Raw genomic sequence first — 22,920 nt, 5'->3', positions numbered from 1 at the left:
TGATTAGGATAGGCGGCGGCCAACCGGCCGAAAGGAAGCGGAAAGGAGCCGTCGTTCCATGAAGCTGCGTCATGCCCTGGCCTTCGCGATCGTGCCGGTCGTCGTCGTGCTCGCCATCCTGCAAGGGGGCACGTTGCTGACCCGCAGCTATATGGACGAGGCGTCGTCGCAGGCGGGTTCCGCGCTGCGTCTTGCCGTGGCGGCACTCGGCGGTCATCTCAGCCGTTACGAACCCCTGCCCGCGCTGATTGCCGACCATGACGACATCGAAGCGCTGCTGCAAGCCCCGAACGATCCTGCGCTGCGCCAGGTTGCGAACGAATATCTGAGGGAAATCAATGGTCTGCTGGAATCCTCCGACATCTATGTGATGACGCCGGACGGCAATACGATTGCCGCCAGCAATTACGAGATGCCGGGAACCTTCGTCGGGCAGAATTTCGATTACCGCCCCTATTTCCAGGATGCCATCGCGGGCCGGCAGGCGCGATTCTATGCGTTGGGCACGACCTCGCTGAAACGTGGTTACTACTTTTCCTCTCCCGTGGATGTCGACGGGAAGATTCTCGGCGTCATCGTCTTCAAGGTCGATATCGATTCCATCGAGAGTTCCTGGCGCGGCGGTGAATACAAGCTTTTCGTGGCAGATCCGGAAGGCATCATCTTCATGACCGGCAGTCCGGAATGGCTCTATTCCGGCATCCTGCCGCTCGATGCGGCACGCCTCGCCCGCACCCAGACATCCCGGCGTTATGCCGAAGCCGAGCTCAGGCCGCTGCCCGTCACCGAGAGTGTTTACTACGGTCAACATCTGATGCGGATCGCCGGCGAAGGCACGACGCGGGAATATCTTCGGCTGTCGCACTACATGCCCGAAGCGGACTGGACCGTGAACGTGCTGCTCGACACGGCGTCGGTGCGGACGCAGGCGCGCACCGCGCTCATCGCCATCCTGCTGTTCATCTGCCTTGCGACCCTTGGCCTCGCCGTGTTGTGGCAGCGCCGCGCCCGCATAGAGGAGCGGCTGCGCCTGCAGGAGGAAACCCGCAACGAGCTGGAGCGGCGGGTCGATGAGCGCACGGCGGACCTTGCCCGCGTCAATGAGCAGATCGAATTGGAAATCGCCGAGCGGCGTTTGACCGAACAGGAGCTGCGCAAGACACAGGCCGACCTCATCCAGGCCGGAAAGCTCGCAGGGCTCGGCCAGATGTCGGCGGCGCTTTCGCATGAATTCAACCAGCCGCTCGCTGCGGCAAAGACCTATGCGGATAGTGCTGCGCTGCTGATCGACCGCGGCCGCGTGCCGGAAGCGCAGGATAATGTTCGCCGCATCTCCGGCCTGATCGACCGCATGGCCTCGATAAGCCGCCACTTACGCAATTTTGCCCGCAAGCCGAACGAGAAACTCGGGCCTGTTCCCCTCCCCGACGTCATTGCGGATACGCTGGAAATCGTCGCGCCCCGGTTGAAGGCGGCGGATGCGAAGCTTGTCGTGCAGCTTGACGAGCAAGCCCTTGTGGTGAAAGCCGGCCCGGTTCGCCTGCAACAGGTGCTGGTCAACATCATCAGTAACGCGGCCGATGCGGTGGAGGGGCTGGATGACAGGCGGATCGTGCTTACAGCGCGTCGCGAAGAGGAGCATGTGATCGTCGAAGTGCACGACCGCGGCCCGGGTGTGCCTGCGGCCATCGCCGAGCGCATCTTCGACCCCTTCTTCACGACCAAGGGTGTCGGCAAGGGGCTCGGCCTTGGGCTGTCTATTTCCTACAATATTATCAAGGACTTCGGTGGAAGTCTCTCGGTCGGGAACCACCCGGAAGGCGGCGCCGTTTTCCGCATCGTGCTCGATGTCGCGGCCTCCGTGCGGGCGGCGGCGGAATGACGGAGCCGCGCATCCTGCTGATAGACGACGAGGAGGAGATGCGGCGCTCCTCTGCGCAGGCGCTGGAACTCTTCGGTCTCGAAGTCGATACCTTTGCCAGCGCCGAACCAGTGCTCGAACTCGTCGGTTTTGCCTTCGATGGCGTCGTGGTGAGCGATATCCGAATGCCGGGCATGGACGGTATGACGTTGCTCCAGCGTATTCGCGAGGTGGATCCGGAAGTCCCGGTCATCCTGGTGACGGGCCATGCGGATGTGCAGCTTGCGGTCAGCGCCATGCGGGCGGGCGTCTATGACTTTCTCGAAAAGCCGTTTACGGCGCAACACCTCGCCGGCATCATCCGCCGCGCCATGGACCGCCGGAGCCTCGTGCTGGAGAACCGGCGGCTGCGCGCCGTCGCCGGCAAGCGGGACGATATAGAGGCGCGCCTGCCGGGGCGGACCCAGGTTATGGTGGACCTGCGCTATAGACTGCGGGCAATCGGCGCGACGGATGCCGACACGCTGATCGTCGGCGAGACCGGCGTCGGCAAGGAGGTCGTGGCGCGGGCGTTGCATGATATCAGCGCCCGGGCAAATCGCGCGTTCATCGCCATCAACTGCGCGGCGCTGCCGGAAAACCTCATCGAGAGCGAGCTTTTTGGCCATGAGGCGGGCGCCTTTCCGGGCGCGCTCCGGCCGCGCTACGGCAAATTCGAACATGGCCGTGGCGGCACGATCCTGCTCGACGAAATCGGCTCGATGCCCTTCGATCTCCAGGCGAAATTTCTGCGCGTGCTGCAAGAGCGCGTCATCACCCGGCTCGGTTCCAACGAGCCCGTGCCGCTCGACGTGCGCTTCGTCGCGACCAGCAAGGTGGATCTTGAGGCCGAGGTTGCGGCCGGCCGTTTTCGGGCCGATCTGTTCTATCGGTTGAACGTCGCAACGCTGCATGTGCCCTCGCTGGTGCAGCGGCGGGCGGATATTCCCCTGCTCTTCCTTCAGCTCGTGCGCGAGGCCGCGGCGCGCTACGTGCGCAACGATGTCGAGGTACCGCCGGAGCTGATGACGGAAATTGCCGGCCGGAGCTGGCCCGGCAATGTGCGCGAATTGCGCAATTCCGCCGACCGGCTCGTGCTCGGGCTCGACACGTCGCCGGAGGATGGCTCGTCGGACACCGGCCCGCAGCGGCTTGCCGACAAGGTGGCGGCTTATGAGCGAGGGCTGATCGCCACGGCTCTGGCCGCCCATGGCGGTAGTCTCAAGCCGGTTTACGAGCAGCTCGGCGTGTCACGCAAGACACTTTACGAGAAGATGCAGAAATACGGGCTCGATAAAAACATCAGCGCGACGGCCTTTCAGGACGATCTCTGACACCTTCGTGGGTGGATTTCCACCCATTGCTCCGACGCTTTGTCCCCCATCCCACCCATTCAGCGCGGTTTACCGCCGTAAACTGGCCCGTAAATTTCCCTCGCCGCTTGCCGACTCGGCCTGCTGAGCCCCTTCTAGGCCATCCAGAACCGGCGCGGGAGGAGCCACGTCGGCTGGGCATTTCATCGGGAGGATTTGATGAAGACCTTGAAAGCCCTGTTAGGCGTGTCGGCCGCACTCGCCGTATCGCTGCTCGCCACCTCTGCGCTTGGCCAGACCTATCCGGAACGCACCATCACCATGGTCGTGCCCTTCGCGGCCGGCGGCCCGACCGACACGGTGACCCGCCTCGTCGCCGAAGCCATGTCGAAGGATCTCGGCCAGCAGATCGTCGTGGAGAATGTCGGCGGCGCCGGTGGCACGCTGGGTGCGGGCCGCGTCGCAAGCGCCGATGCGGATGGCTACACGCTGCTGCTCCACCATATCGGCATGGCGACCAGCGCGACGCTCTATCGCAAGCTCGCCTATGACACGCTGAACGCCTTCGAATATGTCGGCCTCGTCACCGACGTGCCGATGGCGATCGTCGCCCGCAAGGATCTCGAGCCGACCGATCTCAAGGGCCTCATCGAGTATATGAAGGCCAACAAGGACACCGTGACGGTCGCCAATGCCGGCATCGGCGCGGCCTCGCATCTCTGCGGCATGATGCTGATGAGCGCCATGCAGACGCAGTTCGTTACGGTTCCCTACAAGGGCACCGGCCCGGCGATGACCGACCTGCTCGGCGGCCAGGTCGACGTGATGTGCGACCAGACGACCAACACGACGAAGCAGATCCAGGGCGGCACGATCAAGGCTTATGCCGTGACCTCGCCGGCACGCCTCGCCAACCTGCCGGATCTTCCGACGGCGGAAGAGGCCGGCCTTGCCGGCTTCCAGGTCGGCATCTGGCATGGCATCTACGCGCCGAAGGGCACGCCGGCCGAGGTGACCGAGCGTCTCTCCAAGTCGCTGCAGGGCGCGCTGAAGGACCCGAACGTCGTTGCCCGCTTCGCCGAACTCGGCACGGTTCCCTCCGCCGAGGCCGACGCCACGCCGGCGGCGCTCAAGGCGAAACTCGAAGGCGAGATCGCCCGCTGGAAGCCCGTGATCGAGGCGGCCGGCCAGTACGCCGACTGAGGTTTGCGCGGATCGGATCGTGACGGCGGTCAACGCCGTCACGATCCCTGACCGCCTGCGCGGCCCATTCCGGCCGCAGGACGAGGGGATCCCATGAAACAATTTGAGTTCGACAGCACCAATGCGATATGCGGCCTGACCTTCATCGCGCTTGGCGGCTTCTTTGTTTATCAATGCCTTAACCTTGAACTTGGTACGGCGTTCCGCATGGGGCCGGGCTATTTTCCGCTGGTGCTGGCCTCGATCCTGACGGTTCTGGGCGTCGTCGTGCTGGTGCAGGCAACAAGGGTCAAGGGCGAGCCGATCGGGCCGCTTGCGCTGCGCGGCATGCTTTTCATCCTGCCCGCCCCGGTCTTCTTCGGGCTGACGGTGCGCGGCCTCGGCTTCGTGCCGTCGTTGTTTTTCGCGGCGCTCATTGCCGCCTTCGCCTCAAGTCGCATGACGCCGCTGATGGCGCTTCTGCTCGCCGTCGCCATCACGGTCTTCTCCGTCGTGGTCTTCAGTTATGCCCTGGGCCTGCCGTTCGAGCGGTTCGGCCCCTGGACCCGACTGTAGGAGGCGACCATGGATCTCATCAGCAATCTCGCCCTCGGTTTCTCGACGGCCGCCTCGCCAGAGAACCTGTTCTTCTGCCTTATCGGCGTGCTGCTCGGCACGCTGATCGGCGTGCTGCCCGGCATCGGCGCCACGGCCACCATCGCCATGCTGCTGCCCATCACCTTCCAGCTGGAGCCGGTCTCCTCGCTGATCATGCTCGCCGGCATCTATTACGGCGCGCAATATGGCGGCTCGACCACGGCGATCCTGATCAACATGCCGGGCGAATCCTCCTCCGCGGTGACGGCGATCGACGGTTACCAGATGGCCCGCAAGGGCAGGGCAGGGGCGGCCCTTTCCATTGCCGCGCTCGGTTCCTTCTTCGCCGGCACGGTCTCGACCTTCCTCGTCGCTGTCTTCGCGATCCCGTTGACCGCCATCGCGCTGAAGTTCGGTGCGGCGGAATACTTCTCGCTGATGGTCGTCGGCCTCGTTTCTTCGATCGCGCTGGCGCACGGCTCGATCGTCAAGGCGCTGGCGATGGTGGCACTCGGGCTGCTGCTCGGGCTGGTGGGCACGGACATTTATACGGGCACGCCGCGCTTCACCCTGGGCATCCGGGAGTATGCCGACGGGCTCAACTTCGTGGCGGTGGCGGTCGGCGTGTTCGGCATCGCCGAAATCCTGCGCAACCTCGAAGGCGAGAAGACGCGCACGGTGCTGATGGCCAAGGTCAGCGGTCTCTGGCCGACGAAGGACGACTTCAAGCGTATGGCGGGGCCGGTGCTGCGCGGCACGGCGATCGGCTCCGCGCTCGGCATCCTGCCGGGGGGAGGGGCGATCCTCGCGGCTTTCGCCTCCTACACGGTGGAAAAGCGCGTCTCGGATCATCCGGAAGAGTTCGGCCACGGCGCGATTGCCGGCGTCGCGGGACCGGAATCGGCCAACAATGCCGGCGCGCAGACCTCGTTCATCCCGCTGTTGACGCTCGGCATCCCGGCCAATCCGGTCATGGCGCTGATGGTCGGCGCGATGATCATCCAGGGCATCGTTCCCGGCCCGAACGTTGCGACCGAGCAGCCGACGCTGTTCTGGGGCATCATCGCCTCCATGTGGATCGGCAACCTGATGCTCGTGGTGCTGAACCTGCCGCTGATCGGCCTGTGGGTGAAGCTGCTGACGGTGCCTTACTACGTGCTCTTCCCGATTATCATGGCCTTCTGCTCGATCGGCGTCTACAGCGTGAACTCCAACGTCTTCGACCTCTATGCGGTGGCGATGTTCGGCCTTGGCGGCTACCTGCTGGTCAAGCTGCGTTGCGAGCCGGCGCCGCTGCTGCTTGGCTTCGTGCTCGGCCCGCTGCTGGAAGAGAATCTCCGCCGCGCCATGATCCTGTCGCGCGGTGATCCGACGACGTTCTTCACGCGCCCGATCAGCGCGATCCTGCTGGGCATTGCCTTGGCGGTTCTCCTCGTCGTCTTCCTGCCTTCGGTCAAGAAGAAGCGTGAACAGGTTTTCCAAGAAGAAGACTAGCTCAAGAAAAAACCTGCGGGGGAGGGAGGGGCGGCGCGAGCCGCCCCTCCTGCATTTTGGCGATATTGCAACGCCGCGAGATTCGGGTTACAAAAACTTGACCAAAAACAGAAGGAATAGCCGGTAGGAAAGATGACGTTCCAGCCGCGCATGCAGAACAGGATCGAAGGCTTCTCCGTTGTCGGCGGTCTCAGCCGTCGGCATTGGAACGGCATCGTCGCCGATGTGTGGGACGTGGAATGCGCCGCCAATGCCGGCGGGTATTATGTCGGGCGCGATCCGCGTCTCTTCATCCTGCTCGACAAACGCGGCCCCGGCGAATCCCGCATCCGGCTGGCGCCGGGCGGCACGGAGACGGTCGAGGACTGGCGGCATTGCCCGATCGCCTATATCCCCGCCGAATTCGAGCTGTGGGCGGACCTTGCCGACCACCAGTTCCTGCGCCATCTCGACCTGCATTTCGACGCCGAGACGATCAGCCGGCGGCTGGCGGAAGACCTCGATCCCGAGCGGCTCGCGACGCCGCAGCTGTTCTTCTCCGACAATCGCCTGCTGTCGCTTGCCCAGCTCATCGCCGCCGAGTGCACCAACCCGCAGCCGCTGCACGACCTCTATGGCGACGGCCTGGCGCTGGCGCTGATCATCGACGTGATGAAACTCGCCAAGGCGCCGAGCCGCAAGCGCAGCAAGCTTGCCGGCTGGCAACTGCGCCGCGCGACCGATTTCATTGAAGAAAACTGCTTGCGCAATATCCGGCTGGAGGAGCTGGCGGGCCTCATCGGCCTGTCGCAATCCCATTTCAGCCACGCCTTCAAGGCCTCGACGGGTGTCGCACCGCACCAATGGCAGGTGAATGCCCGGCTCAGGCGCGCCAAGCAATTGCTTTTGAATGGCAATCAGCCGCTGACGGAAATCGCCGCCGAGACCGGTTTCGCCGACCAGGCGCATTTCACCCGGGTTTTCCGCAAGAATTTCGGCACGACGCCGGCCCATTGGCAGAAGGCGCAGCTCGCCTGAGCTTGAGCCACCGGGCGAATATTCATTATCCGGAAAATTGCCCAAGAACGTTCTATTTTCGCGGAATGTGACAAGCCCGACCGTTAAAACTGAGTTAAGCACTCATCTTATCTTTGGAAGACCGTCCAGGCAGGCGGGCGGGTGAGTGGGGACGCGCAGATGATGATGAAGTCGAAGAACCAGCGGCGGTTGAGGCTGGCGCTTGTTTGCGGTACGGCGGCGATCGGCCTGCTGGCGCCGCTTTCCACCTTTGCACAGGACGCGGAAGGCGCGACACGGCTGGAAGAAGTGCGGGTCGAACAGGGCGATCCCAGTGCGGTCGCCGATACCGGTGTCGAACCTGTCCGCGGCGTCGTCGCCAAGTCCACGCGCACCGGCAGCAAGGCCGCGACCGACCTCAACGAGATCCCGCAATCGGTCTCCGTCGTCGGCCGCGAGCAGATCGACGACCAGAGCCCGCAGAAGATCGACGAGGCCCTGCGCTACGTCGCGGGCGTGAACGCCTCCACCTACGGCACGGATTCCGACACGGACTGGCTCTTCATCCGTGGCTTCCAGGCCGAGCAGACCGGTGTCTTCCTCGATGGGCTTTCGCTGTTCCAGACCGGCTTCGGCACCTTCCTCGTCGATCCCTTCTTCCTGGAGCGCATCGAAGTCATCAAGGGGCCGAGTTCGGCGCTTTACGGCGGCGCCAGCCCGGGCGGCTTCGTCAACTTCGTCAGCAAGCGCCCGACCGATGAGCCGTTGCGTTATGTCGAGACCGGCATCAACAGCTTCGGCAACGGCTATCTCGGCCTGGATTTCGGCGACAAGCTCGGCGGCGACGACGTCCTGAGCTACCGCCTGACAGGCAAGATCTCCGGCGGCGGCTGGGAGACGGACAAGTCGAATGATTTTCGCGGCACGATCGCGCCGAGCCTGACCTGGCAGCCCGACGAAGGCACCAGCCTCACCATTCTCAGCTCGTACCAGCACATCGACCTGACGCACACCAGCACGGGCTTCCTGCCCTATTTCGGCACGGTCAAGGACCAGCCGGGCGTCGGGCGCATCCCGACCGACCTGTTCTATGGCGACAAAAGCATCGATGAATATGATCGCAAGCAGGCCATGATCGGCTATGAGTTCGAGCATACTTTCGACAACAACTGGACGGTCCGCCAGAACCTGCGCTACGCCAGCGTCTCGCTCAAGGAAGACGCGCTATACGCCAACGGATGGTCGCTGACCGATCCCACGAAGCTCGCCCGCTACCGGTTCGCGCATGACACGGATGTCGGTATTTTCACGGTCGATAACCAGCTCGAAGGCGAGTTCGCGACAGGCGTACTCGATCATAACCTTCTTCTCGGACTGGACTACCGGCGCTATTCCATCGACCAGGCGCAAGCCGTCGGATTCGGCGACCTGGACCTTGATCCGCTCAACCCGGTTTACGGCGTCGTTCCTCCGGCGCTGGGAGCGCCGTATCTCGATCAGGACCTGAAGCGCGACCAGCTCGGCATCTATGCGCAGGACCAGATCAAGTTCGGTGGTGGCTGGATTGCCACGCTGAACGGGCGCTACGATTTCGTGAAGACCGAGCTCGACGATAACATCAACGCCGCCAACTCCACGAAAAGCGACGAGGGCGAATTCACCTGGCGTGCGGCGCTCGCCTATGAACTCGCAAACGGCCTGACGCCCTATGTCAGCTACTCGACCTCGTTCAACCCGACGACCTCGACGGACAATGACGGCGACCTGCTGAAGTCGGAGACGGCAAAGCAGTGGGAAGTCGGCATCAAGTACCAGCCGGACTTCATGGATGCGCTCATCACGGCCGCCTATTTCGACATCACGCGCGAAAACGTGCCGAGCACGATCACGGTCAACGGCATCCCGGAAACGGCTGCCATCGGCGAAGTGCAAGCCCGCGGGTTTGAGACCTCGATCCAGGCGAACGTCACGGATGGCCTGAAGATCATCGGTGCGCTGACCTATCTCGACCTGGAAGTCACCAAGGCGACGGGCGGCGCGTTCGACGGCACGCCGGCCGGCAACACGCCGATCCAGGTTCCTGACCTCACGGCGTCGCTCTGGGCGGATTACACCTTCCAGGACGATATGCTCCAGGGCGTCAGCGTTGCTGCCGGCGTGCGTCATATCGGCAAGTCCTGGGCCGACCGGGAGAACACGCTCCGGGTTCCCGCCGCCACGCTGGTCGATGCGGCCATCCGCTACGAGAAGGACAATTGGGGCGTCGCGCTGAACGTCTCTAACCTGCTCGACAAGGAATATGTCGCGACCTGCCAGGGCGCGAACTCCTGCGGCTATGGCGCGGGCCGTACGTTCATGCTGAAGGCAAGCACGTCGTTCTGATCCTGCCCGAAGGGCACAAGACAAAAAGCGCGCCAGGGGCTCCCTGGCGCGCTTTTATCGTTTTTGGCTTGTCGTGTAGCGTTCGCGCTGGAAAACGCGCCTAGCGCCAGCCCAGGGCCGGTGCGACGTGTTTCAGGATCGCCTCGATGACATGCGCGTTATATTCGACACCCAGCTGGTTCGGCACGGTCAGGAGCAGCGTGTCGGCTTCCCGGATCGCCTCGTCAGCGGCAAGCTGCTGGATCAGCTTCTCGGGCTCGTCGGCATAGGAGCGGCCGAAGATCGCCCGCGTCTGGTCGTCGATATAGCCGATCGAATCCGCTTCCTTGCCGCCGCGGCCGAAATAGGCGCGGTCGCGATCATCGACGAGGGCGAAAATGCTGCGGCTCACCGAGACGCGCGGCGTGCGGGCGTGGCCCGCTTCCTTCCAGGCCTCGCGATAGGCGCGGATCTGAGCCGCCTGCTGGACGTGGAACGGCTCGCCCGTCTCGTCGTTCTTCAGCGTCGAGCTTTGCAGGTTCATACCGAGTTTCGCCGCCCAGACGGCGGTGGCGTTCGAGCTCGCGCCCCACCAGATGCGTTCGCGCAGGCCCTCGGAATGCGGTTCCAGGCGCAACAGGCCGGGCGGATTGGGGAACATCGGCCGCGGGTTCGGCTCGGCGAAACCCCCGCCCTTCAGCACGTCCAAAAACACTTCGGCGTGGCGGCGGCCCATGTCGGCGTCGCTCTGGCCCTCCTGCGGCTCGTAGCCGAAATAGCGCCAGCCATCGATGACCTGTTCCGGCGAACCGCGGCTGATGCCGAGTTGCAGGCGCCCTTGCGAAATGAGGTCGGCGGAGCCGGCATCTTCCGCCATGTAGAGCGGGTTTTCGTAGCGCATGTCGATGACGGCCGTGCCGATCTCGATCTTTTTTGTCCGCGCGCCGACGGCCGCCAGAAGCGGGAAGGGCGAGGCGAGCTGGCGGGCGAAGTGATGCACCCGGAAATAGGCGCCGTCCGCGCCAAGCTCTTCAGCCGCGACGGCAAGGTCGATCGACTGGAGCAGCGTATCGCCGGCCGAGCGGGTCTCGGATTGCGGGGAGGGGGTCCAATGCCCGAAGGACAGGAAACCGATTTTCTTCATGGATATGGGCCTCGACGCGGGAGCGTCCGTTGGAGAGGGTCTCGGTCCGGAACATGGGGTATCGAGGCAGGCTTGAAAAGGCGCGGAACGGGAACGCAGCGTTCACAATTTGAAGCCGTCCCGCGCCTTATGTGTTAAACGCCCCTTGCAACCATCGTGTAGATCTTGCGGGTCCGTTCGTGGATCGTCCATTCGCCGCGCCAGCCGAGCGGCAGCACGAACATCTCGCCCGCCCCGATATCACGGCTCGTGCCGTCCTCATTGTGCAACGTCACCCGGCCGGTGAGCAGGTGGCAGATTTCGGCATTGTCGGTGCGGTCCGCAGTGAAACGGCCGGGGGTGCATTCCCAGATACCGGTGTCCATCTTGCCATCCGGGCTTTCCCACAAGGTCAGGGCGGCCTCCTCCTGGTTACCTTCGATGGAGGTCGGCTTCGATGCGAAGGGGCCGATATCGCGGCCGAGAAGGTCGCCGAAATTCTCAAAACTGATCATGATCTATCCTGTCATTCCATAAAAGTTCAATGGCCGGTGATGGCGTCGGCAAGGGCCGCGAGCTTGGAGGTCTTCGGCAGGCCGGCGAATTCACGTTCGTCGGCCATGCGGTAGAGCTGGTACATGGAGTGCACGCCGAGCCAGCGGAACGGCTCCGGTTCCCATTTGCGCACGGTGCGGTTCACCCACGGCAGGCCGGTCAGCGCCGTCTCGCGGTTGAGCACGAGGTCGGTCAACGTGCGGCCGGCGAGGTTGGAGGACGAGACGCCGAGGCCGACATACCCGCCGGCCCAGCCGATGCCGGTGGAGCGGTCGAAGCCCGCCGTCGTGCACCAGTCGCGCGGCACGCCGAGCACGCCGCACCAGGCATGGTCGATCTTCAGCGATTTCGTCTGCGGCAGCAGGCGTGTCAGGATGCCGTGCAGCGCGTCGATGGTCGCCTGCTGCGTCTGGCCGTTGACGTCGGTTGCCGAGCCGTAGCGATAGGGCACGCCGCGCCCGCCCATGGTGATGCGGCCCTCGCGGGTGCGCTGGGCGTAACAATAGGCATGCGCCGCGTCGCCGAGCAGCTCGTGACCGGCCCAGCCGATCTCTCTCCACAGCGCTTCCGGCACGGGTTCGGTGACGATCTGGGCGCTGTTCAGCGCGAGCCAGGTGCGCTCATAGCCCGGCAGGCCGGCGGAAAATCCTTCCGTGGCGCGGATGATGGATCTGGCGCGCACCGTGCCGCGGTCGGTGTCGACGCGGCCCTTTTCGAACGAGGTGACGCTCGTTCCCTCGTAGATCGCCACACCGAGGCCTTCGACCACCTTGGCAAGGCCCCGCACCAGCTTTGCCGGCTGCACGCGCGCCATGTTGCGGTAGAGCACGGCGCCCTGGACGTCGGCGATGTTGATGCGCTTGGCAGCCTCCTGCGCCGACAGCAGTTGCAGGCGCTCCGGCGGCATCTGCCAGTCGAGGGCGAACTGGTATTCTTCACGCACCCGCGCAAGCTGCGCTTCATTGGTGGCGGCGACGAGCTTGTCGACCCGGATCAGGTCGGCATCGATGCCCTCGGCCCTGGTGACGCGCTCGACCTCATCGACCGTTCCGGCCATGGCGTTCTGCATGTCGACCACCGCGCCGCGGCTGGAGGTTTTTGCATATTTCTCCCGCGACCAGCTGAAGCCGCCGGAGAGCCAGCCGCCATTGCGGCCCGAACCGCCGAAGCCGGCGAATTCGCGCTCCAGCACGACGATGTTCAGCGTGGGATCGGCCTTCTTCAGGTAGTAGGCGGTCCACAGGCCGGTATAGCCGGCGCCGATGATGCAGACATCGGCCTCGCGGTCGCCGGGCAGGGGAGGGCGCTTTTGCGGAATGCCTCCGATATCGGCATACCAGAAGGAAATGTTGCCGTTGGTCTTGACGTCCATGGGATGTGCTTTCGGTGGGTTCAGGTCAGCGTCACGTCGGCGCTGGCATCGTCGGGAAGAAGGGTGAGGTCGGCGGGCGTGAAGGTGACGTCCACCGCGTCGCCGATCCTGAAATCGGCGCCACCAAGGGGGCTGCGCACGACGGCGGTGGTGCCGTCCGTCAGCCGCACCTCGTATTTCGAGCCGGAGCCGAGATAGATCGCCTCCTCGACCGTGCCGGAGAGGCGGTTTTCGCCGCTGACGGCGTCCGTGCCGGGGCGTTTCAGCGCGGTACGCTCGGGCCGGAGCAGGATGACCGGCCGTGCATCGCCGGGCAGGCGACCGTGCGCCACGACCTTGTCGCTGCCGATGGTCATCACCGTGTCGCCGTCCACGATCTCCGTCGGGCCGCGCAGAACGGTGGATTCGCCGATGAAGCGGCCGACGAACAGGGTTGCCGGATGGTCGTAGAGTTCGCGGCCCGTGCCGATCTGCTCGATGCGGCCGCCGTTGAAGACGGCGATCCGGTCGGAGAGAACCAGCGCCTCCTCCTGGTCGTGCGTGACGTAGACGAAGGTGGTCCCAAGCTCGCGGTGGATGCGCTTGATTTCGAGCTGCAGCCATTCGCGCAGCTTCTTGTCGAGGGCGCCGAGCGGTTCGTCCATCAACAGCAGCGGTGGGTCGAAGACCAGCGCCCGGGCGAGTGCTACGCGCTGCTGCTGGCCGCCGGAGAGCTCGTTGGGATAACGGTGGGCAAAATCCGTCATCTTCACCATGTCGAGCGCGCGTTTCACGCGGCGCTCGCGGTCCTCGCTCTTGATGCCGCGCAAGGTCAGCGGATAGGCGACGTTCTTGCCCACCGTCATGTGCGGGAACAGCGCGTAGTGCTGGAAGACGACGCCGATATTGCGCTTGTGCGAGGGCAGGCCGGTGACTTGTCTGCCGCCGATTTCCAGCGAACCGGAGCTGATATCGGTAAAACCGGCGATCAGGTTCAGCGTCGTTGTCTTGCCGGAGCCGGAGGGGCCGAGCAGCGTCATGAATTCGCCGGGGCGGATGTGCACGTCGATATCGTTGAGGGCCGTGAAGGCGCCGTAGCGCTTGGAGGCCTTGCGGATTTCGATCGCGGCGCCGGCGGAGCGTTGGGGTGCATTCATGTCAAGTCCTTCCGCGGCGCATGCCGAAGAGCAGGCCGGCAACGATGATGAGCGAGGTCGCGATGAAGAGCAGCGTGCCGACCGCGGCGACCGTCGGGTCCGCGTCGCGGGTGATCGACGTGTAGATCTGCACCGGCAGGGTCTTCAGGTACGGGCTCGTGATGAACAGCGCGACGATGATCTCGTCGAACGAGGTGATGAAGGCGAAGAGCGCGCCGGAGAGGATACCCGGCAGGATCAGCGGCAGCGTCACCGTGCGGAACACGGTGAGCCGTCCGGCGCCGAGGCTCGATGCGGCGGTCTCCAGCCGGCGGTCGAAGACTTCGAGGCTCGCCTGCACCGCGATCAGCACGAAGGGTATGGCGAGCATGGTATGCGCCAGCACGAAGCCGACGACCGTGCCGACCAGATGCGCATCGAGATAGACCGCATAGATGCCGATCGCCAGCACCACGCCTGGCACGACCATCGGCGTGATCAGAAGCGCCCTGAGCAGCCCGCCGGTTCGCGCCGCAGCCCTGGTGACGCCGAAGGCGGCGAGCGTGCCGACCACGGTTGCGACGACCGCGACGATGAGCGCGATGATCAGCGAATTGGTGAAGCTCGTGGTCCAGTCGGGATTGCTGAAGAAGTTCGCATACCATTGCCAGGAGAAGCCCACCGGCGGGAAGGCCAGCGACTTGTTGCCGTTGAACGACATCGGGATGACGACCAGCGTCGGCGCGAGCAGCAGCACGGCGACGAGCAGGCAGAACAGACCGAGGAAAACACGCGGGAAGGAGGGCATGGGCGTCAGGCCTCCCTGCGATTGCTGGTGTGTTTCTGGCGCATCAGCGGGGCGGCGATGGCGAGCAGCAGGAAGGTCGCGACCAGCAGCACCACGCCCATGGCGCCGCCGCGGCCCCAATTGAGCAGGCTCAGCACCTGGTTCTGCACCAGCGACGACAGCATGGTCGAGCGCGGGCCGCCGAGCAGGGCCGGCGTGATGTAGAAGCCGAGCGACAGGATGAAGACGATGATCGCGCCGGCATAGACGCCGGGCAGCGACAGCGGCACGTAGATCTGCACGAAGGCGCGCCAGGGTTTCGCACCGAGGCTGCGGGCGGCCTGCAACAGGCGGGTATCGATGCCGCGCATCACCGAATAGATCGGCAGGATCATGAAGGGCAGCAGAACCTGCGTCATGCCGATGATGACGCCGGGAAGCGTGCGGATCAGCTTGACGGGCGGAAGACCGACGCCGCGCAGGAAAGAATTGATGACGCCGGAATCCTGCAACAGGATGACCCAGGCGAGCGTGCGCACCACGCCGCTCAGCCAGAAGGGCACCAGCACGCAGAGGATGAGCGCAAGCCGCACGTTCTTCCCGACGATGGTCATGGCATAGGCATAGGGATAGGCGCAGATCAGCGAGGCGAGCGTCACCCAGGCGGCGACGACGAAAGTCCGTTGCAGCACGTTGCGGTTCACCGCGGACTGGAAGAACCAGACGTAATTGTCGATGCCGGGCGCCGGATCGGTGAAGCTGCGCACCACGACGATCGCCAGCGGATAGGCGAGCGCCACGAGCAGCACCAGCACGGCGGGCGCTGCCAGCCACACCGCGCCGCGCAGCTGGAAGCGCGACAGGAAGGTGGGTCGTTCGGAACCGGTGTGCGCACCTTGGTCGGGTATCGCTGTCAAGGAAACCTCCCGTGCTGGGGAAGCAAGCCCGGCATGGCGCCGGACTTGCATTGGATCACGCTCTTAGTTGCCGGAAAGAAGGGCGGACCACTTTTCCGCGGCAAGGTCGAAGTTCTTCACCCAGAACGGGATGTTTTGCTGGTAGCCCTGGCCGATGCGCTCGGGCGTCGAGGTGAGGAAGGCGGCCGTCACGTCGTCGACCTTCGGCTTGGCGTCGAGGTTGATCGGCGTGTAGGAGGTCTTTTCGGTGAGGATCGCCTGGGCGTTTGCGCCGAGATAGGCGTTGAGCAGCGCATAGGCGGCGTCCGTGTCCTTGACGCCGACCGGGATGGTCATCTGGTCCATGACGACCAGCCAATCCTGCCAGACGGGCGTATAGGCGGCGCCGTTCTTCACGGCGGTCATGGCGCGGCCGGTCCACATCATCACCATGTCGGCCTCGCCGGATTCGGCAAGCTGCTGGGATTCAGCGCCGGTTTTCCAGTAGATCGTGTCGGGGCCGAGATCGCGCAGCTTCTGGATGCCCTTCTCGATATCGTCGGGCGTCATCGCCTTCGGGTCGCCGCCGGTTGCCTTGAAGGCCTGTTCGATCAGGCCGCCGGTCGGATCGCCGCTGCCGTCGATGGCGCGGATGCCCGGGAATTTCTCCGTGTCGAAGAAATCGACCCAGTTCTTCGGCGGATTGTCCTTGTAGGTCTCGTTCTTGTACATCAGCACGACGCCGTAGTTCATCGCCGGAACCGAGCATTCGCCGACCTGGCCGGGCGGGATTTTCGAGACGTCGAGCTTGGAGAGGTCGAGCTTCTGGAACAGCGTGCCGCAATGCACATAGGGCGGCAGGTCGGCGGTATCGACCACGTCCCAGGTGACGTTGCCGGCATCGACCTGGGCCTTCAGCTTGGCGATTTCCGTCGGGCCGTCATTGAGTAGCGTCACGCCGGATTTCGTCACGAAATCCTGGAGGGCCGCGACCTGACCGTCCTGGTAGATGCCGCCATAGGAGACGAAGGTCAGCGTCTTGCCCTTGAGCGAGCCTTCCTTCACTTCGCCGGCGACCGGCTTTTCCTGTGCGAACGCCGGCAACGCCAGGGCGCACGTCATCGTCAGGGCGAAAGCCCTCGCAAAATTCTTCATCGTCATTACTCCCAGTAGCGCTCGCTTCAGTTGTTCCCGCCGCGGTTACGAGCCCGGCCGTGGCAGGTATTTGTCGAGGTCGTCCGCGACGCTGGTCGGTGGCGCGATCATCCACATGACTTCAGCCGTTTCCGCGCCGATATTGACGGTCTTGTGCGGAACCGACGTCGGATATTCGATGCTGTCGCCGGCCGACAGCACATGGCGCTCGTCGCCGAGGGTGAGTTCCACCTCACCCCGCAGCACGAAGAACAGTTCATGCGAATCCCCATGGCTGTAGGGTTTTTCACCCGTCGAGCCGCCGGGGTCGAATTCGCCGATATAGACTTCCATGTCGCGGATCGGGCGCCGCGACAAAAGCATTTTCCGATAACCCTCGGCCGGCGGCAGAGCCGGGCGCTCATGCTTGTGCAGGACACGGCCGACGGGCGGGGCGGTCTCTTCGAACAGGTCGGTCAGGCTGATGCCGAGCGCGCCGGCAATGCGCATCAGCGTGCTGATATTGACGCCGCTGAGCCCCCGCTCCAGCTGACTGAGGAAGCTCGCCGTCGTTCCTGTCGCGTCGCCCAGCGTGCGAAGCGACATGCGGCGGGCAGTGCGGAAGGCCTTGACCTTCTCGCCCACAGCAGCCTGATTCTTCGTCGCAACCGCGATGTCGTCCATGGCCTTACTCCTCACTTAACAACGTATTAAGTGAAGGGCACTTTGGCAACTGCTAAAATCACCGGCCGGCGATTTTGTGCCGCCTACAGGGCCGCGCCGACTTTCAGCCCGTCATAAACCGCCTCTTCCGCCGTGCGCGGGGCAAGACAGTCGCCGATGAGATGGATTTCGGCTACGAGCCCCGCCAGCTCGGCCTTGAGCGCGTCCATCGGCGCGTGCCCGAGGCAGAGCACGAGCGTATCGATAGTCTCGAAGACGATCGGCTGTTCGCTGACGGTGTGTTGCAGGTAGACGGTGCCGCCATCGCAGCCGTAGAGCCGGGCATAGGGTGTGATGCCGATGCCCTTCTTGTGCAGTTCGGCGGCGATGTTGTCGCGCACATAGAGCGGCAGCAGCTCGCCGGGATGGGTGCCGTTGACCGCCAGTTCGACGCTGCATCCGTCATTGACCAGCAGTTCGGCAATGCCAGGGCCGATCCAGTCGCAGCGCCAGTCGGCGACGACGACGCGGCTGCCGGTCTTCACCTCGCGGCGTAGCACCTGCCAGGCATCGACCACCTGCACGCTGTCGTCTGCGGGGATTTCCGGCAGATAGGGCCGTCCCCCGGTCGCAAGCACGACCGCATCCGGCCTTTCCCGCTCGACAAGCGCCGCATCGACGCGCACGCCCTTCACCACGCGCACCTGCGCCAGTTCGAGCTCACGCGAAAGGTTGGTGATGATGCCGCCGAATTCCGCGCGGCGTGGCAATTGCTGGGCTAGCAACGCCTGTCCACCGAGCTGGCTGGCGGCCTCGTAGAGCGTGACCTGATGGCCGCGCGCGGCGGCGATTGCGGCCGCCTTCATGCCGCCCGGCCCGCCGCCGATCACCATGACCTTCTTCGGCCGCGCAGCGGGGATGAGGGAGCCGAATTTCAGTTCGCGGCCGGTCTCCGGGTGCTGGATGCAGGAGATCGGCACGCCGCGATGGAAGTGGCCGATGCAGGCCTGGTTGCAGGCGATGCAGGCGCGGATGTCGTCGGTGCGGCCTTCCTCGGCCTTCACGGGCATGTCGGGATCGCAGATCAGCGCGCGGGTCATGCCGCAGACATCGGCGGCGCCCTCCGCCAGCACGGCCTCGGCCTCGTGCGGCTGGTTGATGCGCCCGGCGACGAAGACGGGGACTTTCAGCGCGCGGCGGAAGCGGGCCGCATCGCTTGAGAGATAGGCGTTGCGATAGGCCATGGGCGGCACGATATGCACGGCGCCGCCGAGCGAAGCCGAGGTGCCGGCCGTGACGTTGACATAGTCGACGAGCGGTTCGAGCAGGCGGCAGCTTTCCAGCGCCTCGTCGGAGGTGAGCCCGTTTTCATCGCGATCCCCGGCGCTGATGCGCAGGCCGACGACGAAATCCTCCGACGTCGCCGCGCGGATCGCCTTCAGCGCCTCGGCAGCGAAGCGCAGCCGGTTTTCCAGCGGCCCGCCATAACCATCGGTCCGGCGATTGACGCGCGGGTTCAGGAATTGCGCCGGCAGGTAGCCGTGGCTCGCTACCAGCTCCACCCCGTCGAGACCCGCCCGATGCATGCGCCGGGCCGCCGCGCCGTAACCGGCGACGATCTCGTCGATCATCGCCTGGTCGAGTGCCCGCGGCATGACGCGAAAACGCTCGTTGGGCGTGACGGAGGGTGCATAGGCGACCGTCAGCAGCCCGTCGCCGCCCTCCATGATTTCCCGTCCGGGGTGGAAGAGCTGCGAGAAGAGGGCGGTGCCATGGGCATGGCAGGTCTCCGCCAGCCGGCGATAGCCGTCGATGCAATCGTCCTCCGTCGCCATCAGCATGTGCGAGGTATAACGCGCCGTCTCGTGCACGCCCGCGACCTGCGAAACGATGAGCCCGACGCCGCCCGCTGCCCGCGCCTCGTGATAGGCGATGAGCGCCGCGTTGACGAGGCCGTCGGTCGGCAGCGTCGTGTCGTGTCCGGTGGACATGATGCGGTTCTTCAGCCGCACGCCGCGGATCTGCAAGGGCTGGAACAGGTTCGGAAAGTGAGAGGCCGTCATGGTCATGCCACACCACCGGTCTTCCGACAGAGGCGCACAGAGCGCTTGCAAGGCACGATCCCGATCATCCAGTCCTCCCATCCCGAGCGAGCGAAACGAGATCGCTTCTATGTCATCCATAGTAAAAAATCGACAGATTTTTTTACTGAGGGCAAAATCTGTTGCCATTACCCGCATTCTGAACGACCTTGCCGCGACACGAGGGATGAGACGATGGCAGACGAGATCGACGTGGAACCGGCAGCCGGCGAGGACCCGGTGCTTGGCGAGCGCATCCGGGGCCTGCGCAAGCGGCGCAGGATGACGCTTGCCCAGCTTGCGGAAAGCGCCGGCCTTTCGACCGGCTATATCAGCCAGATCGAGCGCAACCTCGCCTATCCGTCCATTCCCGCGCTGGTCGGCATCGCCCGCAGCCTGGGCGTCACGGTGCAATGGTTCTTCGGCGGTGCAGCGCCCGTGCCGCAGTCCGAACACGGATATGTCATCCGCGGCGGCAATCGCCTGAGGATCCAGTACGACCACGGCATCGTCGACGAATTGCTGACGCCGAAGATGAGCCTGCAGGTCGAGATGATCTACACGCGCCTGCCGCCGGGCACCGAGAGCGCGGAGAGCTACAGCCATGCGGGCGACGCGGTGGGCTTCGTGATGGCGGGTGAGCTCGAAATCTGGATCGGCGAGCGCCACTTCCACCTGCGCGAAGGTGACAGTTTCTCCTATTCCGCCGGCGAGCCGCACCGCTACCGCAACCCCGCAACCCGCGAAGCCGTCGTGCTCTGGGCAATCAGCCCGCCGAGTTTCTGAAGGGCCTTTCAGAGAAAGAGGTGCACGATCAGGGATGTGAGGACGGCGTTCAGGCCCATGGCAATGCCGGAAAACAGTCCTGCGACCGGATCGACGGAATAGGCGCGCGCCGTGCCGATCCCATGCGAGGCAAGCCCCACGGCAAACCCGCGTGCGCTAAAATCCTTGATGCGCATGGCGTTCATCATCGGCGTGACGACGATCGCGCCGCAGATGCCGGTGAGCACGACGACGGCCGCCGTCAGGGCCGGGTCTCCCTGCAAGCCGGAGGAGATCGCCATGGCGACGGCGGCCGTCGTGGATTTCGGCGCCATCGAGGCGACGACCTCGGGCGAAAAGCCGAACAGGTCGCTGAAGAACACCGTCGAGCCGACCGCCGTGAAGCTGCCGACGACGAGGGCGCTCAGCATGGGCACGAGATTGCTCTTCACCAGCGACAGTTTTTCGAAGAGCGGGATGCCGAGCGCCACGGTCGCCGGTCCCAGCAGGAAGTGGATGAACTGGGCGCCGTCGAAATAGGTGCCGTAGTCGATGCCGGTCACGCAGAGCACGATGGCGATTGCGGCGATGGAGAGCATGATCGGGTTGAGCAGCGGGTTGGTGGGAGCAAGACCCGCGATGGCCGTTGCGATCAGCCAGACGACCAGCGTTCCGGCAAGCCACAGCAGCGGCGATGTGGCGAGATAGACCCAGAGCCCGTCAGTCATTGGCATAACCCCCGGAAAGCCGCTTGACGAGGATGAAGACCCAGACCGTCACGGTGAGGGTGATGACTGTCGACAACAGTACGATCGCCATCAGCGCGAAGCCACGGTCGCGGATGAGATCGAGATGCTGGATGATGCCGACGCCCGCCGGCACGAAGAGCACGCCGAGATTGGCGAGGATCGCCTTGGACGTGTCGACGGTGCGTTCATGGGCCGGTTTCAGGAAGGTCGAGCCTTTCGTGAGCGTGAGCACGACGGCGGCCATCGCCATGCCGATGACGGGACCCGGCACGAAGCCGCCGAGGAAATAGGCGGTCACTTCGCCAACGAGCTGAAAAACAAGAAGAATCGTTATTCCGACGAGCATGTGCGCACTCCCGTGCCTGGCGTTGCTTCGAAGGCGGCACGGGGCCGCTTTCTGGCAGGATTAAAGGTGTTCCGCCGTTAAATCCATGGTGATGCCCGGCCCGTTGCGCTTGAGCGCCGTCCTTTCCCCGACCTCGAAGACGAACATCGCGCCGCAGGCCGCACGATCTATTGACACCGGCAAAATTTCACAATTAATATTGCTGATCGTTGATGGCCGCAATTTTTGATTTGCGCTTGCGGCTCGCAGTGCCCGAGGAGGGGTGCCGCGAGAAGGATGCATGCCGCCATCAAACCGGGTTTCACGCATCGGTGGGAGGATTTCGATGAATGATATTGCAACGGTGATCGACCTTGCGCAATTCCGGCAGCAGGTCGAGACCGCGACGACCATGGCGATGTGCCCGACGGCGATTGCCATCGAGAAAAACATCCCGATCTATGACGGTGCCTCTGTCAATGACGAGATCGGCCCGGAATGGGCGTCGATCATCGGCGAGGGACCGGGCGTCTTCGTGGTGAAGCGTGCCTTTGTCGATGCCGGCGCGATCGACGTGGCAAGCGAGGTGTTTCGCCAGATCATCGCCGACGAACGCGCGGCGGGTACGGCGGCGGGCGACCATTTCGCCAAGGCCGGCGCCAATGACCGCATCTGGAACAGCCTGCAAAAGCTCTGCCTGCGCGATCCGGCGGTCTATGCCCGCTACATGGCCAATCCGGTGATCGACATCGCCTGCCGCGCCTGGCTTGGGCCCGGTTACCAGATGGCCACGCAGGTCAACCAGGTCCGCCCCGGCGGCAAGGCGCAGGCGCCGCACCGCGATTACCATCTCGGCTTCATGAAGCCGGAGCAGATGGCGGAATATCCGACCCATATCCATGCCACCGGCCCGACCCTCATCCTGCAAGGCGGTGTGGCCCATTGCGACATGCCGGTCGAAAGCGGCACGACGAAGCTCCTGCCGCATTCGCAGCGCTACCTGCCCGGTTATGTCGCCGCCACGCGGCCGGAATTCCAGGCTTATTTCGAAGAAAACTGCGTCCAGCTCCCCTTGGAAAAGGGCGATGCCATCTTCTTCAGCCCCGCGCTGTTCCACGCGGCCGGCGAGAACCGAACGGCGGATGTCGTGCGCATGGTCAACCTCATCCAGACGGCATCGGCCTTCGCGCGCCATATGGAAAACCTCGACCGCACGGCCATGGCCCGCGCCGTCTATCCCCATCTGGCGGCGCTGTCGCCGCAGGGGCGGCGCGCGGTGATTGCCGCAACGGCCGACGGCTACCCGTTCCCGACCAATCTCGACACCGATCCGCCGCTCGGCGGCCTTGCCCCGGAAAGCCAGCAGGAGCTGCTCGCCCGGGCCGTCGCGGAAGGCTGGGACCAGGCGAAACTGGACGCCGCCTTGTCTGCACAGGGCGCCAAGCGCGCGGCCTGACAGTTACCCGCAACGGCTTCGGGCGGGGAGGAACAGGAAGCCAATTTCGGGAGGAA

At 64.5% G+C, this 22,920-nt stretch carries 21 protein-coding genes; 9 read left to right on the top strand and 12 right to left on the bottom strand.

Annotated features, from left to right (window positions below; genetic code table 11):
• Nucleotides 1-58: 58 nt before the first annotated feature.
• The 7 genes from VGN93_RS22455 to VGN93_RS22425 all read left to right on the top strand — a co-directional run bounded on the left by VGN93_RS22455 (nucleotide 59) and on the right by VGN93_RS22425 (nucleotide 9,864).
• The gene (locus tag VGN93_RS22455) at nucleotides 59-1,882 is read left to right on the top strand and encodes a sensor histidine kinase (RefSeq protein ID WP_327509227.1); all 1,824 of its coding nucleotides are present in this window, start codon (nucleotides 59-61) and stop codon (nucleotides 1,880-1,882) included.
• Entirely contained in the window at nucleotides 1,879-3,234 is a 1,356-nt protein-coding gene (locus VGN93_RS22450) for a sigma-54 dependent transcriptional regulator (protein WP_327509226.1), read from the top strand. Before VGN93_RS22455 ends, VGN93_RS22450 begins: the two co-directional genes overlap by 4 nt.
• Before the next feature lie 198 nt (nucleotides 3,235-3,432).
• Complete coding sequence (locus VGN93_RS22445; protein ID WP_327509225.1) at nucleotides 3,433-4,416, top strand: tripartite tricarboxylate transporter substrate-binding protein; 984 nt, start codon at nucleotides 3,433-3,435, stop codon at nucleotides 4,414-4,416.
• Between the two features lie 93 nt (nucleotides 4,417-4,509).
• A complete protein-coding gene (locus tag VGN93_RS22440; RefSeq protein WP_327509224.1) occupies nucleotides 4,510-4,971 on the top strand; it encodes a tripartite tricarboxylate transporter TctB family protein in 462 nt (153 codons plus the stop codon).
• A gap of 9 nt (nucleotides 4,972-4,980) precedes the next feature.
• A complete protein-coding gene (locus VGN93_RS22435) occupies nucleotides 4,981-6,486 on the top strand; it encodes a tripartite tricarboxylate transporter permease (protein ID WP_319314197.1) in 1,506 nt (501 codons plus the stop codon).
• 132 nt (nucleotides 6,487-6,618) lie between these two features.
• Nucleotides 6,619-7,503 (top strand): AraC family transcriptional regulator, encoded by an 885-nt coding sequence (locus tag VGN93_RS22430; protein ID WP_327509223.1) that lies wholly within the window; start codon nucleotides 6,619-6,621, stop codon nucleotides 7,501-7,503.
• A gap of 159 nt (nucleotides 7,504-7,662) precedes the next feature.
• Nucleotides 7,663-9,864, top strand: a complete 2,202-nt coding sequence (locus VGN93_RS22425; RefSeq protein WP_327509222.1) for a TonB-dependent siderophore receptor — start codon at nucleotides 7,663-7,665, stop codon at nucleotides 9,862-9,864.
• Nucleotides 9,865-9,964: 100 nt separating this feature from the next.
• Here VGN93_RS22425 and VGN93_RS22420 read toward each other — a convergent pair whose 3' ends face one another.
• From VGN93_RS22420 to VGN93_RS22380, 9 genes are all read right to left on the bottom strand, one after another.
• A complete protein-coding gene (locus tag VGN93_RS22420; RefSeq protein WP_327509221.1) occupies nucleotides 9,965-10,987 on the bottom strand; it encodes an LLM class flavin-dependent oxidoreductase in 1,023 nt (340 codons plus the stop codon).
• A 134-nt stretch (nucleotides 10,988-11,121) separates the two neighbouring features.
• On the bottom strand, nucleotides 11,122-11,481 hold the full coding sequence (locus VGN93_RS22415; protein ID WP_327509220.1) for a cupin domain-containing protein: 360 nt from the start codon (nucleotides 11,479-11,481) through the stop codon (nucleotides 11,122-11,124).
• Between the two features lie 26 nt (nucleotides 11,482-11,507).
• A complete protein-coding gene (locus VGN93_RS22410; protein ID WP_327509219.1) occupies nucleotides 11,508-12,893 on the bottom strand; it encodes an FAD-binding oxidoreductase in 1,386 nt (461 codons plus the stop codon).
• 20 nt (nucleotides 12,894-12,913) lie between these two features.
• Complete coding sequence (locus tag VGN93_RS22405) at nucleotides 12,914-14,029, bottom strand: ABC transporter ATP-binding protein (protein WP_327509218.1); 1,116 nt, start codon at nucleotides 14,027-14,029, stop codon at nucleotides 12,914-12,916.
• Nucleotide 14,030: 1 nt separating this feature from the next.
• Nucleotides 14,031-14,816 carry an ABC transporter permease gene (locus VGN93_RS22400; protein ID WP_256116327.1) on the bottom strand — a complete coding sequence of 262 codons (786 nt, stop codon included), beginning with the start codon at nucleotides 14,814-14,816 and terminating at the stop codon, nucleotides 14,031-14,033.
• Nucleotides 14,817-14,821: 5 nt separating this feature from the next.
• Complete coding sequence (locus VGN93_RS22395) at nucleotides 14,822-15,643, bottom strand: ABC transporter permease (RefSeq protein WP_414714152.1); 822 nt, start codon at nucleotides 15,641-15,643, stop codon at nucleotides 14,822-14,824.
• 132 nt (nucleotides 15,644-15,775) lie between these two features.
• Nucleotides 15,776-16,852, bottom strand: coding sequence for an extracellular solute-binding protein (locus VGN93_RS22390; RefSeq protein ID WP_414714148.1), 1,077 nt, complete (start codon nucleotides 16,850-16,852; stop codon nucleotides 15,776-15,778).
• A gap of 39 nt (nucleotides 16,853-16,891) precedes the next feature.
• Entirely contained in the window at nucleotides 16,892-17,509 is a 618-nt protein-coding gene (locus VGN93_RS22385) for a helix-turn-helix domain-containing protein (RefSeq protein ID WP_327509217.1), read from the bottom strand.
• A gap of 83 nt (nucleotides 17,510-17,592) precedes the next feature.
• A complete protein-coding gene (locus tag VGN93_RS22380) occupies nucleotides 17,593-19,557 on the bottom strand; it encodes an FAD-dependent oxidoreductase (RefSeq protein ID WP_327509216.1) in 1,965 nt (654 codons plus the stop codon).
• Between the two features lie 207 nt (nucleotides 19,558-19,764).
• On the opposite strand from VGN93_RS22380, the gene VGN93_RS22375 reads away from it, so the two are divergent.
• Entirely contained in the window at nucleotides 19,765-20,355 is a 591-nt protein-coding gene (locus VGN93_RS22375; protein WP_327509215.1) for an XRE family transcriptional regulator, read from the top strand.
• 8 nt (nucleotides 20,356-20,363) lie between these two features.
• On the opposite strand, the gene VGN93_RS22370 is transcribed toward VGN93_RS22375, so the two are convergent.
• The 3 genes from VGN93_RS22370 to VGN93_RS22360 are packed head-to-tail and all read right to left on the bottom strand — an operon-like array spanning nucleotide 20,364 to nucleotide 21,738.
• Entirely contained in the window at nucleotides 20,364-21,062 is a 699-nt protein-coding gene (locus tag VGN93_RS22370; RefSeq protein ID WP_327509214.1) for an LrgB family protein, read from the bottom strand.
• Nucleotides 21,055-21,429: a CidA/LrgA family protein gene (locus VGN93_RS22365; RefSeq protein ID WP_319314220.1), complete on the bottom strand. Its 375-nt coding sequence runs from the start codon at nucleotides 21,427-21,429 to the stop codon at nucleotides 21,055-21,057. The genes VGN93_RS22370 and VGN93_RS22365 overlap by 8 nt, the downstream gene beginning before the upstream one ends.
• A gap of 60 nt (nucleotides 21,430-21,489) precedes the next feature.
• Complete coding sequence (locus VGN93_RS22360) at nucleotides 21,490-21,738, bottom strand: hypothetical protein (protein WP_327509213.1); 249 nt, start codon at nucleotides 21,736-21,738, stop codon at nucleotides 21,490-21,492.
• On the opposite strand from VGN93_RS22360, the gene VGN93_RS22355 reads away from it, so the two are divergent.
• Nucleotides 21,710-22,864 (top strand): phytanoyl-CoA dioxygenase family protein, encoded by a 1,155-nt coding sequence (locus VGN93_RS22355; RefSeq protein WP_414714147.1) that lies wholly within the window; start codon nucleotides 21,710-21,712, stop codon nucleotides 22,862-22,864. The genes VGN93_RS22360 and VGN93_RS22355 overlap by 29 nt on opposite strands.
• Nucleotides 22,865-22,920 lie beyond the last annotated feature (56 nt).

Source organism: Shinella sp. (assembly GCF_035998705.1).
In the GTDB taxonomy this organism is placed as follows: domain Bacteria; phylum Pseudomonadota; class Alphaproteobacteria; order Rhizobiales; family Rhizobiaceae; genus Shinella.
This window is presented reverse-complemented; position numbering and strand designations above follow the sequence as displayed.

Coding starts and splice junctions, on each gene's coding strand:
- VGN93_RS22455 (WP_327509227.1), top strand. CDS start 59: ATGAAGCTGCGTCATGCCCTGGCCTTCGCGATCGTGCCGGTCGTCGTC.
- VGN93_RS22450 (WP_327509226.1), top strand. CDS start 1,879: ATGACGGAGCCGCGCATCCTGCTGATAGACGACGAGGAGGAGATGCGG.
- VGN93_RS22445 (WP_327509225.1), top strand. CDS start 3,433: ATGAAGACCTTGAAAGCCCTGTTAGGCGTGTCGGCCGCACTCGCCGTA.
- VGN93_RS22440 (WP_327509224.1), top strand. CDS start 4,510: ATGAAACAATTTGAGTTCGACAGCACCAATGCGATATGCGGCCTGACC.
- VGN93_RS22435 (WP_319314197.1), top strand. CDS start 4,981: ATGGATCTCATCAGCAATCTCGCCCTCGGTTTCTCGACGGCCGCCTCG.
- VGN93_RS22430 (WP_327509223.1), top strand. CDS start 6,619: ATGACGTTCCAGCCGCGCATGCAGAACAGGATCGAAGGCTTCTCCGTT.
- VGN93_RS22425 (WP_327509222.1), top strand. CDS start 7,663: ATGATGATGAAGTCGAAGAACCAGCGGCGGTTGAGGCTGGCGCTTGTT.
- VGN93_RS22420 (WP_327509221.1), bottom strand. CDS start 10,987: ATGAAGAAAATCGGTTTCCTGTCCTTCGGGCATTGGACCCCCTCCCCG.
- VGN93_RS22415 (WP_327509220.1), bottom strand. CDS start 11,481: ATGATCAGTTTTGAGAATTTCGGCGACCTTCTCGGCCGCGATATCGGC.
- VGN93_RS22410 (WP_327509219.1), bottom strand. CDS start 12,893: ATGGACGTCAAGACCAACGGCAACATTTCCTTCTGGTATGCCGATATC.
- VGN93_RS22405 (WP_327509218.1), bottom strand. CDS start 14,029: ATGAATGCACCCCAACGCTCCGCCGGCGCCGCGATCGAAATCCGCAAG.
- VGN93_RS22400 (WP_256116327.1), bottom strand. CDS start 14,816: ATGCCCTCCTTCCCGCGTGTTTTCCTCGGTCTGTTCTGCCTGCTCGTC.
- VGN93_RS22390 (WP_414714148.1), bottom strand. CDS start 16,852: ATGACGATGAAGAATTTTGCGAGGGCTTTCGCCCTGACGATGACGTGC.
- VGN93_RS22385 (WP_327509217.1), bottom strand. CDS start 17,509: ATGGACGACATCGCGGTTGCGACGAAGAATCAGGCTGCTGTGGGCGAG.
- VGN93_RS22380 (WP_327509216.1), bottom strand. CDS start 19,557: ATGACCATGACGGCCTCTCACTTTCCGAACCTGTTCCAGCCCTTGCAG.
- VGN93_RS22375 (WP_327509215.1), top strand. CDS start 19,765: ATGGCAGACGAGATCGACGTGGAACCGGCAGCCGGCGAGGACCCGGTG.
- VGN93_RS22370 (WP_327509214.1), bottom strand. CDS start 21,062: ATGACTGACGGGCTCTGGGTCTATCTCGCCACATCGCCGCTGCTGTGG.
- VGN93_RS22365 (WP_319314220.1), bottom strand. CDS start 21,429: ATGCTCGTCGGAATAACGATTCTTCTTGTTTTTCAGCTCGTTGGCGAA.
- VGN93_RS22355 (WP_414714147.1), top strand. CDS start 21,710: ATGCCGCCATCAAACCGGGTTTCACGCATCGGTGGGAGGATTTCGATG.
- VGN93_RS22360 (WP_327509213.1), bottom strand. CDS start 21,738: ATGCGTGAAACCCGGTTTGATGGCGGCATGCATCCTTCTCGCGGCACC.